At 71.7% G+C, this 15,653-nt stretch carries 17 protein-coding genes; 4 read left to right on the top strand and 13 right to left on the bottom strand.

Going from position 1 to position 15,653, the window contains the following annotated elements; all coding sequences use genetic code 11:
• Position 1: 1 nt before the first annotated feature.
• From J3R08_RS30590 to J3R08_RS30555, 8 genes are all read right to left on the bottom strand, one after another.
• A complete protein-coding gene (locus tag J3R08_RS30590) occupies positions 2-337 on the bottom strand; it encodes a rhodanese-like domain-containing protein (protein WP_030499424.1) in 336 nt (111 codons plus the stop codon).
• Between the two features lie 28 nt (positions 338-365).
• Complete coding sequence (locus J3R08_RS30585) at positions 366-1,283, bottom strand: LCP family protein (protein WP_233607736.1); 918 nt, start codon at positions 1,281-1,283, stop codon at positions 366-368.
• A gap of 197 nt (positions 1,284-1,480) precedes the next feature.
• Positions 1,481-2,695 (bottom strand): LCP family protein, encoded by a 1,215-nt coding sequence (locus J3R08_RS30580; RefSeq protein WP_187692708.1) that lies wholly within the window; start codon positions 2,693-2,695, stop codon positions 1,481-1,483.
• 203 nt (positions 2,696-2,898) lie between these two features.
• Positions 2,899-4,146, bottom strand: a complete 1,248-nt coding sequence (locus tag J3R08_RS30575; RefSeq protein ID WP_209963749.1) for an LCP family protein — start codon at positions 4,144-4,146, stop codon at positions 2,899-2,901.
• A gap of 73 nt (positions 4,147-4,219) precedes the next feature.
• Positions 4,220-5,197, bottom strand: coding sequence for an NAD-dependent epimerase/dehydratase family protein (locus J3R08_RS30570; protein ID WP_104115643.1), 978 nt, complete (start codon positions 5,195-5,197; stop codon positions 4,220-4,222).
• Positions 5,198-5,263: 66 nt separating this feature from the next.
• Positions 5,264-6,937: a cation acetate symporter gene (locus tag J3R08_RS30565; RefSeq protein WP_043327738.1), complete on the bottom strand. Its 1,674-nt coding sequence runs from the start codon at positions 6,935-6,937 to the stop codon at positions 5,264-5,266.
• Positions 6,915-7,283, bottom strand: coding sequence for a DUF485 domain-containing protein (locus J3R08_RS30560; RefSeq protein WP_030499418.1), 369 nt, complete (start codon positions 7,281-7,283; stop codon positions 6,915-6,917). Before J3R08_RS30560 ends, J3R08_RS30565 begins: the two co-directional genes overlap by 23 nt.
• 174 nt (positions 7,284-7,457) lie before the next feature.
• Positions 7,458-8,054 carry a flavin reductase family protein gene (locus J3R08_RS30555; protein ID WP_374102394.1) on the bottom strand — a complete coding sequence of 199 codons (597 nt, stop codon included), beginning with the start codon at positions 8,052-8,054 and terminating at the stop codon, positions 7,458-7,460.
• Here J3R08_RS30555 and J3R08_RS30550 point away from each other — a divergent pair.
• Positions 8,044-8,301 (top strand): hypothetical protein, encoded by a 258-nt coding sequence (locus J3R08_RS30550; protein WP_043327741.1) that lies wholly within the window; start codon positions 8,044-8,046, stop codon positions 8,299-8,301. The genes J3R08_RS30555 and J3R08_RS30550 overlap by 11 nt on opposite strands.
• 6 nt (positions 8,302-8,307) lie before the next feature.
• Here J3R08_RS30550 and J3R08_RS30545 read toward each other — a convergent pair whose 3' ends face one another.
• The 3 genes from J3R08_RS30545 to J3R08_RS30535 are packed head-to-tail and all read right to left on the bottom strand — an operon-like array spanning position 8,308 to position 11,236.
• Complete coding sequence (locus tag J3R08_RS30545) at positions 8,308-8,799, bottom strand: SRPBCC family protein (protein WP_043327742.1); 492 nt, start codon at positions 8,797-8,799, stop codon at positions 8,308-8,310.
• Complete coding sequence (locus J3R08_RS30540; protein ID WP_064448093.1) at positions 8,799-10,487, bottom strand: hypothetical protein; 1,689 nt, start codon at positions 10,485-10,487, stop codon at positions 8,799-8,801. Before J3R08_RS30540 ends, J3R08_RS30545 begins: the two co-directional genes overlap by 1 nt.
• Positions 10,472-11,236 (bottom strand): ABC transporter ATP-binding protein, encoded by a 765-nt coding sequence (locus tag J3R08_RS30535; RefSeq protein ID WP_043327744.1) that lies wholly within the window; start codon positions 11,234-11,236, stop codon positions 10,472-10,474. Before J3R08_RS30535 ends, J3R08_RS30540 begins: the two co-directional genes overlap by 16 nt.
• Positions 11,237-11,387: 151 nt before the next feature.
• Between J3R08_RS30535 and J3R08_RS30530 the strand changes: the two genes are divergently transcribed.
• Complete coding sequence (locus tag J3R08_RS30530; protein ID WP_043327745.1) at positions 11,388-11,888, top strand: SigE family RNA polymerase sigma factor; 501 nt, start codon at positions 11,388-11,390, stop codon at positions 11,886-11,888.
• Complete coding sequence (locus tag J3R08_RS32320) at positions 11,881-12,738, top strand: hypothetical protein (RefSeq protein WP_064448094.1); 858 nt, start codon at positions 11,881-11,883, stop codon at positions 12,736-12,738. Before J3R08_RS30530 ends, J3R08_RS32320 begins: the two co-directional genes overlap by 8 nt.
• A gap of 45 nt (positions 12,739-12,783) precedes the next feature.
• Here J3R08_RS32320 and J3R08_RS30520 read toward each other — a convergent pair whose 3' ends face one another.
• The gene (locus J3R08_RS30520; protein ID WP_113974508.1) at positions 12,784-14,424 is read right to left on the bottom strand and encodes a cation acetate symporter; all 1,641 of its coding nucleotides are present in this window, start codon (positions 14,422-14,424) and stop codon (positions 12,784-12,786) included.
• Positions 14,424-14,774, bottom strand: a complete 351-nt coding sequence (locus J3R08_RS30515) for a hypothetical protein (RefSeq protein ID WP_051611565.1) — start codon at positions 14,772-14,774, stop codon at positions 14,424-14,426. The genes J3R08_RS30520 and J3R08_RS30515 overlap by 1 nt, the downstream gene beginning before the upstream one ends.
• A 307-nt stretch (positions 14,775-15,081) precedes the next feature.
• Here J3R08_RS30515 and J3R08_RS30510 point away from each other — a divergent pair, with 307 nt between their 5' ends.
• Positions 15,082-15,633: a Uma2 family endonuclease gene (locus J3R08_RS30510; RefSeq protein WP_187692711.1), complete on the top strand. Its 552-nt coding sequence runs from the start codon at positions 15,082-15,084 to the stop codon at positions 15,631-15,633.
• The last annotated feature ends 20 nt before the right edge of the window (positions 15,634-15,653 follow it).

Genomic DNA, 15,653 nt, shown 5'->3' with positions numbered 1-15,653 from the left:
CTCAGGCGACCCGGCCCGGCTGCCCGTCGTCGGTGACCACCGGGCGGCCGGCGGCGGCCCAGTCGCCCATCCCGCCCTCGACGTTGCGCACCTGGTCCCAGCCGTTACGCAGCAGATAGCCGACGACCTGGGCGGAGCGGCCGCCGGAGCGGCAGATCACCGCCACGTCGCGGTCCTGCGGGATCTCGGCCAGCCGGGCGGGCAGCTCGGTCATCGGCAGGTGACGGGCGGCCGGCGCGTGGCCGGCGGCCCACTCGTCGTCCTCGCGGACGTCGAGCAGGTAGACGTCGTCGGGCACGGCCGACGCGGGGACGCTTGGTAGTGAGGCTCCGAACACGGTCACCAAGCCTAGCCGCCCGGACCGCTCACAGCCGGTTGACCCAGCGCGGATTCGCGCCGGCCCACTGCGGCATCCGGGTGTCGCGCAGCGCGGTGAACAGACCGCCGCCGCCGTTGTCCAGCACCACGTACGAGACGCCGTCGATGGTCTGCGGGTACGAGGGCACCTGGACGCCGCGCAGGGCGTCCGCCGGTAGCCCGCGCAACGCGAACAGCAGCTCGTCCAGGGGTACGCCGTTGGTGTCCACGGTCAGCGCTCCGCCGGCCGCGCGCAGCACCCGGTCGAGCTTCACCGGATCGGTGCGCAGGTGGGTCTCGCCCGCCCGGTCGAGCACCGCCCGGAGCATCTGCTGCTGGTGGCGCTGCCTGTCGTAGTCGCCGCCGGGCAGGTCGTAGCGCTGGCGGACGTAGTCGAGCGTCCGGGCGCCGTCCATCTGCTGGCAGCCGGCGTCGAACTGGTGCTTCGTGTGGATCGAGCGCACCGGCGTGTCCACGCACATCCGGATGCCGCCGAGTTCGTCGATCACCTGTTTGAAACCGGAGAAGTCGACGAGCGCGGCGCCGTCGAAGCGGATGCCGGTGAGCCGGGTCAGCGTGGTGCTGAGCAGCCGGGCGCCGCCCTCGCCCCCGCCGCCGTGCTCGTACGCGGCGTTGACCTTGTCCTGGCCGCCGGGGAAGCCGGGCGCCGCCGGGAGCGCCACCAGCAGGTCGCGCGGCACGGAGATCAGGTACGCCTGCCGCATGCCGGCCGGCACGTGCACGATCAGGATGCTGTCGGAGCGCTGGTCCTCGGGGTTCGCGCCGGGCCGGTGGTCCGAGCCGATCAGGAGGTAGTTGAGCGCGCCGTCCAGGTCTGTCCGCTTGTTCCGGGCGGCCGGGTCGAGCAGTTGCTCCTTGGCCACAGTGCGGTCGTAGCGGTGGGTGAGCCAGTTCAGCCCGGCCACGCCGAGCGTGGCGAGCAGGACCAGGACGAGTCCGGTGCCGAGCAGGAACCGGGCCCAGCGGGCGGGTGCGCCCCGCCCGCGTCGGTTCCGTGCTGGCCTGGACGTGACGATCCCCCCGTAGCCGCGACATGAGACCCGCTCACGTCAGGCTACGGGGGGATCGGCCGACCGATGGCGCTTTCGCGCAGGTCAGCAGGTCATTTACGGGTGGAGAGGACGTCCGGGTTAGAGATCACGAAGTCGGCCAGCTTGTCGTTCTTGACCGCCTGGAACATGTCCATGGTCGTCTCGTTGAACGTCTCCCGGCCGTTGCTGTTGCCGGCGAACGTGCCGCCGTTGGTCCGCAGGGTGACCAGGTCGTTCCCGTTGAGGTTCTTGAGCGTGAAGATGAAGTCCGCGATCGGCACGCCGCCGGTGTCCAGGACGAACGCCTTGCCGGCCGCCTTCATCAGCGAGTTCAGCTTGATCGGGTTGGTCAGCATGCCGCCCTCGGTGGCCTTCTTGGCCATCGCCTTGATCAGCTGCTGCTGGTTCTGCTGCCGGTCGTAGTCGCTGTTCGGCAGGCCGTAGCGCTGGCGGGAGTAGTCGAGCGCCTCCCAGCCCTGCATCTCCCGGCAGCCCTTCTTGTGCACCACTGCCTTGTACGACTTACCGGTCTTCTTCGCGTCCGCGTTCCACATCGGCTTGCCGTCGACGTACGACATGTGGTGCGACTTGACCTCGTGGCTCACGCAGATGCGTACCGAGCCGAGCGCGTCGATCACGCTCTTGAAGCCGCCGAAGTTGATGATCGCGGCGCCGTCGAAGCCGATTCCGGTCATCGACTTGATCGTCTTGGCCATCAGCTGCGCGCCGCCCTCCCAGCCGCCGCCGTTCTGGGCGCCGTGGAAGAAGGCCGCGTTGATCTTGTCGGTGCCGCCCTTGTAGCCGCTCTTCTCGAACGCCGGAATACGCGCCTCGGTGTCCCGGGGGATCGAGATCAGGTACGCCTGGTCGTGGCTGGCCGGGATGTGCAGGATGATGATCGTGTCCGACCGGACGTCGTCGGCGGCCCAGCGCTCGCGGGCGTCCACGCCGAGCAGCAGCATGTCGATCGGGCCCTCAAGGCTGTTGCCGCCCTCGGCCTCGCTCTTGCCCGCCCCGCCGAGCAGGTTGCGCTGGGCGATGTTGTCGGTGGCCTGACCGATGACCGCCTTGCTGCCGACGATCGCGACACCGCTGGTCACCATCAGCACCGCGCCGAGCACAAGTGTGAGCTTCGCCCAGAGCGGGTCCTTGCGCTTGGTGCGCTTCTTCTTGCCACCACCGGGACCGCGACCGCCGGAACCGGGTTGTGTGGGGATGACCGGAGGGACCCGCCCGGATGATCCGGGTGCCGGTGACTGCGGGCGACGGCTGGTCTGGACCGACATGCGTGCTCCAGCTCGGTGATCGGGGGCGGGACCACTTTACGTATCTGTTCCCGTATTCGCGACCTCGTAGGCTCGCAATTCCCGTCAATACCGGCCTACATCCTCGGGTTGTGGCCGAACGGGCAGGGGTAAGGAGCCGGTCGGCGGTTGGCCTCCGTGGTGGTGAGGTCCTAGCGCTCGTTCCCGGTCATGTCGTGCCGGCGTCAGCCGCCCGTGTCGTCGCCCGAACCCTTCTGGTTGGCCTGCATCCACTCGGCCATCCGGTCCGCGGCGATCGCCTTGTACATCGCCAGCGCCTTCTCCCGGTCGGAGACCACCACCGACTGGCCGTCGATGGTCTGGCCGCCCAGGTGCGGGCTGGTGACGAACGTCAGGTTCTCGCCCCGCAGGCTGCGGAACTGCACTGCCATGTCGGTCAACGAGAATCCCTGGTCGACCGTGACGGCGGCGGTCACCGCCTTGAGGAAGTCGTTCAGCTTCTTCGGGTTCGTGAGCGTCCCGGTGCTCGCCGCCTTGTCCATCAGCGCCTTCAGGAACTCCTGCTGGTGCCGCATCCGGGCGAAGTCGCCGTCCGGGAACTGCTTGCGCTGCCGGACCCAGTCCAGCGCCTCGGCGCCGTTCATGTGGTTCACGCCCTTGGTGAACGTCCGGTACGGCTTGTGGATCGACGTGATGGTTCGCTCCACCTTCAGGTCGACCCCGCCCAGGGCGTCGGTGACCTCCTTGAAGCCGCCGAAGTCGATGGCCATCACGTGGTCGATCCGTACGTCGGTGAAGCACTCCACGGTCTTCACCGCGAGCGGCAGGCCGCCGAACGCGAACGCTGCGTTGATCTTGTTGCGGGAGCCGGAGTCGCAGGACGCGCCCGCGCTCTCCGGGATCGGCACGTACAGGTCACGCGGCACCGAGACCAGGTAGGCGCGCTTGTGGTCGGCCGGGATGTGCATGACGATCAGGGTGTCCGCGCGCCACTTGCCGGAGCCGTCGACCGGAGCGTCCGGATCCCGCGAGTCGCTGCCCACGAGCAGGATGTTGAACGCGCCGTCGACCTGCTTGGCCGGGCGCCCGCCGGTGATCCCGGCGAACGGGTCCGTGCGGGCCAGGTCGTCGTCGAGGTTGCGGGCGTAGAACCAGGCGCCGAGGCCGCCGAGCAGCGCCAGCACCAGCACCGCGACGCCGGCCACCAGGCCGATGCGTCCCCAGCGCGGTCGCGGGCCGCGCCGGCCCGGGCCGCCCGGACCGCCGTCGCCCGGGCCGCCGGGTCCGGTCGGCCCCACCGGACCGCCGGTACGCCCCGAGCGGGGCGCCTCGTCGTGCGGGGGATACCAGCGGGCATCCGAGGTGCGGGCGCGCCCGGTGGCGCCCCGGCCGGAGCCGGGAACCGAAGCGCGCCCCGCGTCCCGGTTCAGGGGGTGCGGGAAGGGAGCGCCGGCAGACGAGGTCGCTGACATGTAACCGAGGGTAGGTCGGCCGGGCCACCGACGCCCTCGGACGCGCGCCGATGTCAGCCGCGTCCCGGGCGGTTCAGTACCCGAGCCGCCCGCGGAAGTACTCGATCGTGCGCCGGAGTCCGTCTTCGGGAGTGACGCTCGGCTCATATCCGAGCAGTTCGCGGGCGAGGGTCAGGTCCGGTCGGCGCATCTCCGGGTCATCGGAGGCGCGAGTGATGTAGCTCACCTCGGACGTGCTTCCGGTGAGTGACACGATCGTCTCGGCCAGTTGCCGCATCGACATCTCGTGCTCGGTGCCGCAGTTGATCGGACCGGTCTGCGTCGAGTCGAGCAGCAGCAGGATGCCGCGCACCAGGTCGTCGACGTAGCAGATCGAGCGGGTCTGGTTGCCGGTGCCGTGCACGGTGATCGGCTCGCCGCGCAGCGCCTGGGAGATGAACGTCGGGATGGCCCGGCCGTCGTCCGGACGCATCCGCGGGCCGTACGTGTTGAAGATCCGCACGATCGCGGTGTCGGTGCCCCGGCTGCGGTGGTAGGCCATGGTGGCCGCCTCGGAGAAGCGCTTCGCCTCGTCGTAGACGCTCCGGATGCCGATCGGGTTGACGTTGCCCCAGTACGTCTCCCGCTGCGGGTGCTCCTTCGGGTCGCCGTACGCCTCGGAGGTGGAGGCCATCAGGAATCGCGCGCCGTCGTCGGTGGCCCGCTCCAGCAGCGCCAGCGTCGCCACCGAGCCCACCCGGAGGATCTCCACCGGCAGCTTCTCGAAGTCGGTGGGACTGGCCGGGGACGCCATGTGCAGGATCGCGTCGAACCGCTCGGCCATCGCCGGGTGGTGCGGCAGGCCGTCGGAGATGTCCGCCTCGACCAGCGTGAAGGTCGGCTTGTCCAGCAGGTGGGCCACGTTCTCCTTGGACCCGGTGACGAAGTTGTCCAGCACCACTACCGTGCAGCCGCGCTCGACGAGCCGGTCGACCAGGTGGGACGGGACGAAACCGGCGCCGCCGGTGACCAGGATGCGGTGTCCGCTACCGAAGCGGGGAGCGACCTTCATGGCGGTCAGCCTATACACGCGAGGCGGGGCCCCCGCGTACGGCAGGGGCCCCGCTCGACGTGCCGATCAGTGCGCGCCGGCTCCGGTGAGCGAGCGCACCTCCAGCTCCGCGTACTTCTCCTCGTCGCTCTCCTTGGACAGGATCGTGCCGAGCCAGCCGCACAGGAAGCCGAACGGGATCGAGATGATGCCCGGGTTCGACAGCGGGAACCAGTGCCAGTCGTGGTCGGGGAACATCGCCGTCGGCGCGCCGGAGACGACCGGCGAGAAGAAGACGAGCAGCACGGCGGAGAGCAGGCCGCCGTAGATCGCCCAGACCGCGCCCGAGGTGTTGAACCGCTTCCAGAACAGGCTGTAGAGGATCGCCGGCAGGTTGCCCGAGGCGGCCACCGCGAACGCCAGCGCGACCAGGAACGCCACGTTCAGGTTCTGCGCGAAGATGGACAGGACGATCGAGACCGCGCCGATCACCAGCGCGGAGATCCGGGCGACGTTCACCTCCTGCCGCTCCGACGCCTCACCCTTCTTCACCACGTTGGCGTAGAAGTCGTGCGCCAGGCTGGACGACGACGCCAACGTCAACCCGGCGACCACGGCGAGGATCGTGGCGAACGCGACCGCCGCGATGATCGCCAGCAGTGTCGCCCCGCCCAGGTTCCCGCCGAGGAAGTCCACGCCGAGCGCCTCGGCCAGCTGTGGCGCGGCCGTGTTGCCGGCCTTGTCCTGCTCGGTGATCGCCTGCCCGCCGACGATCGCCGCCGCGCCGAAGCCGAGGGCCAGGGTGAGCAGGTAGAACGCACCGATGATGCCGATCGCCCAGAGCACGCTCTTGCGGGCCGCCCGCGCGGTCGGCACGGTGTAGAAGCGGATCAGGATGTGCGGCAGGCCGGCCGTGCCGAGGACCAGCGCGATGCCCAGCGAGAGCAGGTCCATCTTGCTGTAGAACGTCTTCAGCGCGTCGCCGGGTGTCTCCACGCCGTAGCGCAGCCCGGGTTCGAGGAACGCCGCTCCCTTGCCCGAGGCGCTGGCCGCGTCGCCGAGCAGCGAGGACAGGTTGAACTTGTACTTGGCGAGCACCAGCAGCGTCATCACCAGCGCGCCGCCCATGAGCAGGAACGCCTTGACGATCTGCACGTACGTCGTGCCCTTCATGCCGCCGACCGTCACGTAGATGATCATCAGGGCGCCGACCATGATGATCGTGGCGACCTTGGCGGTGTCGGCGTCCATGCCGAGGAAGGTGGTGCCCGGCTTGATGCCGAGCAGCAGCGCGACGAGCGCGCCGGCGCCGACCATCTGGGCCAGCAGGTAGAAGATCGACACGGTGATGGTGGAGACCGCCGCCGCGGTCCGGACCGGCCGCTGCCGCATCCGGAACGCCAGCACGTCCGCCATCGTGTACCGGCCGGAGTTGCGCAGCAGTTCCGCCACCAGCAGCAACGCCACCAGCCAGGCGACCAGGAAGCCGATCGAGTAGAGGAAGCCGTCGTAGCCGTAGAGCGCGATGATGCCGGCGATGCCCAGGAAGGACGCCGCCGACATGTAGTCGCCGCCGATCGCCATGCCGTTCTGGAAACCGGAGAACGACCGGCCGCCGGCGTAGAAGTCGGTGGCGGTCTTGGTCTGCCGGCTGGCCCATACGGTGATCGCCAGCGTGATCGCCACGAAGACCAGGAACAGCGTGATGGTGAGGTTCCGGGCGGTGGTGCTGCCCGCCTCAGCCGCGAGGACCGTGTTCATGGGTCACCTCCCCGATCTCGTCGCGGATCCGGTCGGCGACCGGGTCGATCCGGCGGTTGGCGAACCGGGAGTAGAGCCAGGCGATGACGAACGTGGAGACGAACTGGAGCAGGCCGAAGACCAGGGCGACGTTGATGTTGCCGATCAGCTTCGTGCCCATGAATCCCCGCGCGTACGCGGAGAGGATGACGTAGAGCGCGTACCACAGGAAGAACGCGACGGTCATCGGGAAGATGAAGCCGCGCAGCGCGCGCCGCAACCCGGCGAACTCGTCGGACCGCTGGACGGCGAGGTACCGTTCCGCCGCCGACTCGGCGGGCGCGGACGCGGGTGTGTCCGTGGACATCTGTGGATCACCACCTTCGCAGGCGTGGGGGGAGTTTCGCGCACGGTAGAGAGCGCGCTCCCCGCCCGGGAAGGCTCCGCCGCCCGGCGGCGAACGGCTGCGCCGAACGGCGCCCCGGCTGCGCCGAGTGACCCACGTCACTCCGCTAACCGGTCACCCCGACCGCCGGGTGGGTCAGTCGGTCAGCTCGCGGTAGCGGCCGCGGTAGTGCAGCAACGGTAGGGTGTCCCGGGGCAGGTCCACCGATTCGATGGTGGCCTCGACCAGCAGGCCCCAGCCGTACTCCCGGGCGGTGTCGAGCCGGCACCCCGCCCACCCGCCGGCGTCCGCCGGCACCGGCCCGTACGGCGTCTCGGTCCAGGCGTCCAGCGCGAACAGGCCGCCGGGCGACGGGAACAGGCCGGCGAAGCGGTCGGCGAGCTGCCGGTGCTGCGGGCCCAGCGGGGCCACCGCGAACCGCCCCGCCTCCTCGATGGCCGCCCACAGGTCCGACTCCGCGTCGACCAGGCCGAGTAGCCGGTCCGGCTCGCCCTCGGCGACCAGCGTGGACGAGACGGTCAGCCCGGCCGGGCCGGGCGCGGTCCAGAGCGTCACCGGGGCCGCCAGTCGGCCGCGCAGCCGCCGTACCGGCGAGCGTTGCCCGGCCGGCGCCGCGAACGGGTCGGTGGAATGGATCTGCGCGCCCGGCTCTGGATTCACGTGAAACATTGTGCCGCCCGCTGCCGGGCGGGGTTCGACGCAACGCCATACCCTGCCGGGCATGAGTCTCATCCCCCCGCAGCAACTCGCCCAGGAACGGGTCGTCGCCGCCGACGCCGTCCTCGGCGGCCAGGTCGACCTGCGTGCCTATCCACACCGGCACCTGCTGGTCCGGGCGAACAACACCTGGGGCCGCCGGGCGTTCCAGCCGCTGATGGAAGCGGTCGAGCACCTGTCCAACTACGGCTGGGAGCTGGTCACCATGACGAGCGTCGGCGACGGCCACCACGTCTACGCGGCGATGCGCCGCACCGCGTAACCGGGATCAGCCGTCGGCGAGCAGGCGGCGGGCGGCGGCCAGCACCTCCGGGTCCGCGCATCCGGCCGCGTACCCGGCGATCCGGCGGCGGATGTCGCGCCCGAGCAGCCACACCCCGATCCGCTCGGCCACCGGGCGCAGGAACGCCGGGCGGCAGCGGAAGTTGTACCGCCAGGTCGCGATCGTGGTGCCGGCCTCGGGGCCGGGCGCGAAGCGCCAGCCGCCGCCGAACCGCTCGAAGAACCACGGCCCGCGCACCATCTTCATGCCGACGTTCGTCGGCGGTGACCAGGAGACGTACTCGCTGACCATGACCAGGCCGTGCCGGGAGCGGGTGTACGTGCGCACGCCCCGGCCGGGCGCCGTCGCGCCGTCGACGAAGTGCTGCTCACGGACGAACGGATCCCAGCGGTAGCGGACCGGCGCGACCGTCTGGGAGACCGCGAACGCCAGCTCCGGCGGGATCGGGACCGTGGTGACCGCCTCGACGACCGGCATCAGCGCCTCGGCGTGACGGTGGCCAGCAGCTCCGGCTGCCGGCGGTCCAGTGTGTCCCCCGCGAGGTACGCGCCGAGCAGCGCCGCGCCCACCCCGTACGCCAGTCCGATCGGCAGCGCCAGCCACAGCCACACGTCGCCGAGCAGCGCGGCGGCCACCACGAACGGCACCGCCACCACCGCGGAGGCGACCATGGAAACCAGCGTGAGTAGGCCCTTGGTGAACCCCGCGCCGCTGTTCATGGCGAACGGGTTGCTCGACTCGGGCAGCGAGTAGGCGCCGAGCACCGACACGAACCCGTTGATCGCCAGCCCGCAGCCGTACGCGGCGGCCAACGCGCCACCCATCACGCCGAGCCATGCGGGACGCCCCAGAAAGAGCGCCAGCGCGACCGCGATCACGACGAGCATCGGCACCACGTAGATCGAGAACGCGGTCATCCGGGCCCGCAGCTCCACCCGCCCGGGCACCCCGGCGACCAGGTTCGCGGCGTACGAGCTGCCGTCGAAGCCGAACTGGTTGGCCAGCGTCAGCGACGCGAGCACCCCGACGAAGATCATGGAAAGGCTGACCAGCGCCGGTGAGGAGTCGCCGCCACCGAACTCCGCCCCGCCCTCGGTGGAGAACGAGACGCCGCCGAGGTTGACCATCACCGGTACGAACACACCGACCACGGCGACCGTGATGAGGTTGGCCCGCCGCCGCGCGTCCCGCCACCAGTAGCGGCACTCGCGGGCGACGAGCGCCCCGAACCGGTCCCGCCGCGCCCAGCCCACCGCGCGGGGGAACAACTGCGTGACCGCGCCGCCGGCCACGCCGCGCGGCGCGCGCGAAGGGCCGGCGCTCGCCGCGCCCACCATCGCCGACTCCAGCGACCGCGACCACCAGAACAGGAGTACGCCGAGCGTCGCGACCGCGATCAGCAGCTTCGCGACCGCCGCGCCGGCCCGGCCCTCGGCCACGTCGACGCCGACCGTCCACGGCGCGCCGAACGGCGTCCAGCCGACCACCCGGGCCACCCCGTCCAGCCGGTCCCAGTCGGTCTGCTGCACCGCGGCGAGCACCAGCAACTGCAACGGCCCGAGCAGGGCGGCCAGGACGGCGAGCAGCACCGCCGCCAGGTCGCGTACCCGGCGGGACCGCAGCATCGTGGCGAACGCGCTGGTCAGCGCGCGGGCCCCGGCCAGGCAGACCAGCAGCCCGGCGACCACGCCGAGCGCGCCGACCACCGCGGCTGACCAGCCGCCCAGCAGCCCGGCGGTGACCACCAGACCGGCCGCGGTGAGCGCCGTCGCCAGCGCGGGCACGCTCACCAGGGCGGCGGCGAGCAGGCCGGTGACCAGGGTGCGGCGGGACAACGGCAGCAGCGCGAACCGGGCCGGGTCGAGCGTCTCGTCCACGCCGAAGAAGACGAGCGGCAGGAGCAGCCAGCCGAGCGTGAGCAGACCACCGCCGAAGGCGGCCACCATCAGGGCGTACCGGGGCTCGTCGGCCAGGCCCGGCGTGGCGAGCAGGAAGAACCCGACGGCGGCGAACCAGAGCCCGAGCAGCAGGCCCAGCACGAACAGCGCGATCCGCCACTTCTGGCCCCGGAAGTTGTTGCCGAGCACCCGCAGCTTGAGCCGGACGAAGTGCCGGGACGACACGCGCCGGGCCGGCCGCTCGGGGGCGGTCACCGGGACAGCCACGACAGCTCCTCCCCGGTGGCGGTCCGGCCGCCCACGACCTCCACGAACACGTCCTCCAGCGACCGGTCGCCGCGCACCTCGGTGAGCGTGCCGACCCGCTTGATCCGGCCCTCGGCCAGGATCGCCACGTGCGAGCAGAGCCGCTCGACCACCTCCATCACGTGACTGGAGAAGATCACCGTGCCGCCGCCGCTGACGTACCGGTGCAGGATGTCCCGGATCAGCGCGGCCGAGACCGGGTCGACCGCCTCGAACGGCTCGTCCAGCACCAGCAGGCGCGGGCCGTGCAGCAACGCGCAGGCCAGGCCGATCTTCTTCTTCATGCCGGCCGAGTAGTCGACGACGAGCGTGCGCCCGGCGTCGGAGAGCGCCAGCACGTCGAGCAGCTCCGCCGCCCGCTGGTCGACCACCGCCGGGTCCATGCCGCGCAACAGACCGTGGTACGCGAGCAGCTCCGCCCCGCTCAGCCGGTCGAAGAGGCGTACGCCGTCCGGCATCACGCCGAGCAGGCTCTTGGCGCGTACCGGGTCGGCCCAGACGTCGTACCCGAGCACCCGCGCCTCACCGGCGTCGGGCCGCAGCAGGCCGACGGCCATGGAGAGCGTGGTGGTCTTGCCGGCCCCGTTCGGTCCGAGCAGGCCGTAGAACGAGCCGGTCGGCACGGCGAGGTCGACGCCCGCCACCGCGATCTTGGTGTCGAAGCGCTTGGCCAGGCCACGAAGGGAGAGCGCGGGGTGCTGGTCGGTCATGGTCCGACCGTATCGGTCCCCGCCCAACGGCTGCTCGGACGGCAGGATGATCTCGCCTCATCCCTGAGAGGTACGAGTCGGATCGCCGACGGCGTGCAACCGCCCACCACGGCGGGGGGTGTCAGGCGTACGAACGGCAGCGGGGAGAGAGATGGATCCGGACAGTGGGTTCGAGGAGTTCTACCGGAACAGCAGACAACGCGTGGTGACAGTGCTGTACGCGCTCGGCGGCGACCGGAGCGAGGCGCAGGACGCCGCCCAGGAGGCGTACGCGCGGGCCTGGCAGCGCTGGTCCCAGGTCGGCACGTACGACGACCCGGAGGCGTGGGTGCGCACCGTCGGGCACCGCCTGCTGGTCAACCGGTGGCGCAAGGTCCGCAACAGCGTGGTCGCCTACCGGCGGCACGGACCACCACCTCCGGTCCGGCCACCCTCCGAGAACACTGTCGCGCTGGTCAGCGCGTTGCGGCAGTTGTCGGCGGACCAGCGGCAGGCGATCGTCCTCTACCACCTGGCCGACCTGTCGGTCGCGGAGATCGCGGCGCAGATCGGCGTGCCGAGCGGCACCGTCAAGGCCCGCCTGGCCCGGGGCCGCAAGGCTCTCGCCGCCCTGCTCGACGTGAACTTCCCGGAGGAGGTCCGCAATGCCTGACCCGATCTTCTCCGACCTCTACCAGGACACCGAGGACCTGATCTGGGCGCCCACCGAGCAGGTGCGCCGCCGAGGGCGGCAACGGGCCCGGCGTACCCAGCTCGCCGCCGGCCTGGCCGCCGCGGTCGCCGTCGCGGTCGTGGCGACCGGTGTGGTGCTGGCCCGTCCGGACGCCGCACCGCCGCCGGTGCCCCCGGCGACAGTCGAACCGATCACGCCGACGCCGGCGCCCACGCCGAGCACCACGCCGTCGGCCGAGCCGTCGGCGAGCGGGGCGCCGACGCCGAGTCGCACCGCGGGAGAGCCGGCCGCCAGCATCGGCGGCGGGCCGACCAGCCGTACGCCGAGCCGGACGATTCCGGCGGCGGCGACGCTCCAGCTCGCCGACCTGCCGACGGGCTTCACGATGCAGACGGGAAAGGTGGGCGGTGACTGGTCCCTGGAGTTCATGTCCTCCTTCTGCGTGAACGAGTCGCCGACGCTGTCCGACGGGGAGGTGGCCACCCGGTCGGTGGCGTTCAACTCGCCCACCGACTGGATCGTCCAGCGGGTGACCCGGCACTCGGGCACGTCCGCCACCACGGTGATGAAGAATCTCCGCAAGCTGGTCACGGGCTGCGAGATGGAGCAGCCGGGCGACTCGCTGTCGATCATGGCGGAGTCGCTCGGCGGTGACGACGGCGTTCTCGTGGGAAGCGACGTCGGAGGGCGGCCCGGTCGCTGGCTCGTCGTCCGGCAGGGCGATCTGGTGGCGCAGCTCCGCCTCGACTCCCAGACCACGCCCACCGAGGCCCGTCGTACCGCCCGGTCGGTGGCGAACCGGCTGTGTGCCGGCACGGACACCTGCTGACGGGTGCGCGGAGGTGAGGCGGGGCCGAGCGAGCGCGGCCCCGCCTCACAGGCGCAGCGACTCCGGGGTGTGCAGGCGGAGCATGGTGGCGCCGACGTCACGCGGGAGACGCCGCCGGCTGGCCATGGAGACGAGCACCATCACCGCGAACGCCAGCGGCACCGTCCACGCGGCCGGCTGCGTGGTGAGCGTCGCCGGCCATCCGGTCAGCGGCGGGCCGAGCACGGTGAGCAGGACCGCGCCGACCGCCGCGCCGCCGCCGACCAGCACCCCGGCGGCGGCGCCCAGGTCGGTCAGGCCGCGCCACCAGATGCCGAGCACCAGCAGCGGGCAGAAGCTGGACGCGGCCACCGCGAACGCCAGCCCCACCACCTGCGAGACGTCCAGCCCGGAGACGTTCAGCGAGAGCAACGCCGGCACCCCGCCGGCGATCACCGTGGCGAGCCGGAAGCCGCGTACCGAGCCGCGGCCCAGCACATCCGTGGAGATCACCCCGGCGACGCTGGTGAGCAGGCCGGACGAGGTGGACAGGAACGCCGCGAACGCGCCGGCCGCGACCAGCGCGGCGAGCAGCCGGCCGGTGGTGCCGTCGCCGAGCGCCGCCCCGGGCAGCAGCACCACCACCGCGTCGGTCTGGCCGCTGACAAGCAGTTGCGGCGTGTAGATGCGGCCCAGCACGCCGTAGACGGTGGGCAGCAGGTAGAAGACGCCGACGAGCGCCAGCACCACGAGCGTGGTGCGGCGGGCGGCGGCGCCGTCGGGGTTGGTGTAGAAGCGGACCAGCACGTGCGGCAGGCCCATGGTGCCGAGGAACGTGGCCAGGATCAGCGAGTACGTGGCGAACAGCCCTCTGTCGTTCTCCCCCGCCGTGTCCGGCAGCAGCCACTCGGCGGGGCCGGTCGCCGCGCCGGACACCTCCGGCACCGGGTCACCGGCGGCGAATTCGAGGCGGTCGCCGGGGCGTACCTCCCGGATGTCGCCGTCGGGCAGCGTGAGCGTCGCGCGGTGCTCGACCACGACGGTGGTCGCGGTCCGGAACGTCGGCCCGTCGGGCGGGGTCACCGCCGGGCGGGCGTCGGCCTGCCACTGCAACGCCAGGAAGATCGCGGGTACGGCGAGCGCGGTGAGCTTCAGCCAGTACTGGAACGCCTGCACGAAGGTGATCGCCCGCATGCCGCCCAGCGCCACGTTCGCCGTCACCACCACGGCGACCAGCAGCGCGCCGAGCGGGTACGGCGAGCCGGTGAGCGTGGCCAGGGTCAGCCCGGCGCCCTGCAACTGCGGCACCAGGTAGAGCCAGCCGATGAAGATCACGAAGACGGTGGCGAGCGTCCGCAGCCGCCGGGAGCCGAGCCGTACCTCGCAGAAGTCGGGCAGCGTGAACGCGCCGGAGCGGCGCAGCGGCGCGGCCACGAACAGCAGCAGCGCGAGGTATCCGGCGGCGAAGCCGACCGGGTACCAGAGCACGTCCACGCCGTACTTGAGGATCAGCCCGGCGACGCCGAGGAAGCTCGCGGCCGACAGGTACTCCCCGCCGATCGCGGCGGCGTTCCAGGTCGGGCTGACCGCCCGGGAGGCGACCAGGAAGTCCGACGTGGTGCGGGCCAGCCGCAGCCCGTAGAAACCGATGCCGACGGTGACCAGCGTGACGGCGACGATCGCCGGGACCACGTACCCGTTGGACATCAGCGTTCCGGCCGTCGGATCAGGTCGACGAAGTCCTGCTCGTTGCGTTCGGCCAGCCGCACGTACGCCCACCCGACCACGATCAGGAACGGGAAGGACACGACGCCGAGCAGCAGCCACGGCAGGTTGACCCCGAGCACCGTGACCCGGCCGACCGAGGGCGCGATGGCGAACAGCCACGGCAGGCCGCCGAGCCCGATCATCACCAGCAGGCTGAGCCGCAACGCGAGCGAGAGCTGGGCCCGCATCAGTCCCTGCACCAGCGTCTCGCCCACAGGGGTCTGCTGGGCCAGTTCGGAGCGGGTGCGGTCGGCCGGGCTGCCGGCCCGGGAGACCTCGGCCAGCACGATCCGGGTCCGCTGCGGGGTGGCGGCCGGCTGCGGGCTCTCCGGCTGCCGGGGGGCGGGCGCCGGCGACGCGCGCGGGCCGGGCACCGGGGCGGTCTCGACGGGCCGCCCCGGTGGATGCTGTTCCTCGGCTCCGGTCACCCCCGGCAGTCTCGCCCGCTGAGCCGAATTGTCAAGACCGCGTCGTTGCGCCTTGTGCACAACCTGTGGATAACGCTTCACCCCTGTGGATAACCCGGTGGACGGCGCGGAGTCGTTGTGGACGACCGGGCGGGGTGTCAGGGTGAGCCGGTAGAGAGGAGGTGTGACAGTGACCAGCCCGGCACGACCCGGCACCGGCGACGTCTGGACGGTGGACGACCTCCAGGACCTCCCCGAGGACGGCCAGGACTACGAGATCTTCGACGGGAGCCTGCTCGTGTCCCCACACGCCGACGTCCGGCACGGCGCGATCGCCAACCGTCTCCGCCGGCTCCTCGACCGGCAGGCTCCGGCCGGTCTGCTCGTCGGGCAGGACGTCGGCGTCAGCGCGAAGCGCTCCTCCTACTTCGTGCCGGACGTCTTCGTCGCCCGCGAGGAGGCACTGGAGCGGGGTGGCCCGGCCCTCGCCCCGGCCGACGTGCTGCTCGTGGTCGAGGTCGTCTCGCCCGGCAACGCCGGTCGTGACCTGGTCCTCAAGCGCCACGAGTACGGCGTGGCCGGTATCGCGCGTTACTGGCTCGTCGAGCCGCGCAAGGAGACCCTGACCGTGCTGGAGAACGTCGACGGCCGCTACCGCGAGGCGGCGGTGCTCTCCACCGCCGACGTGTGCCGCGCCGACCAGCCGTTCCCGCTCGTCCTGCCGGTCGCCGAGATCTTCTGAGCGCCCTGATCCCGCTTGGG

Source organism: Micromonospora sp. HB375 (genome assembly GCF_017872985.1).
GTDB lineage: Bacteria > Actinomycetota > Actinomycetes > Mycobacteriales > Micromonosporaceae > Micromonospora > Micromonospora chalcea.
The sequence above is the reverse complement of the archived record's forward strand: the minus strand, read 5'-3'. Positions and strand labels throughout refer to the sequence as shown.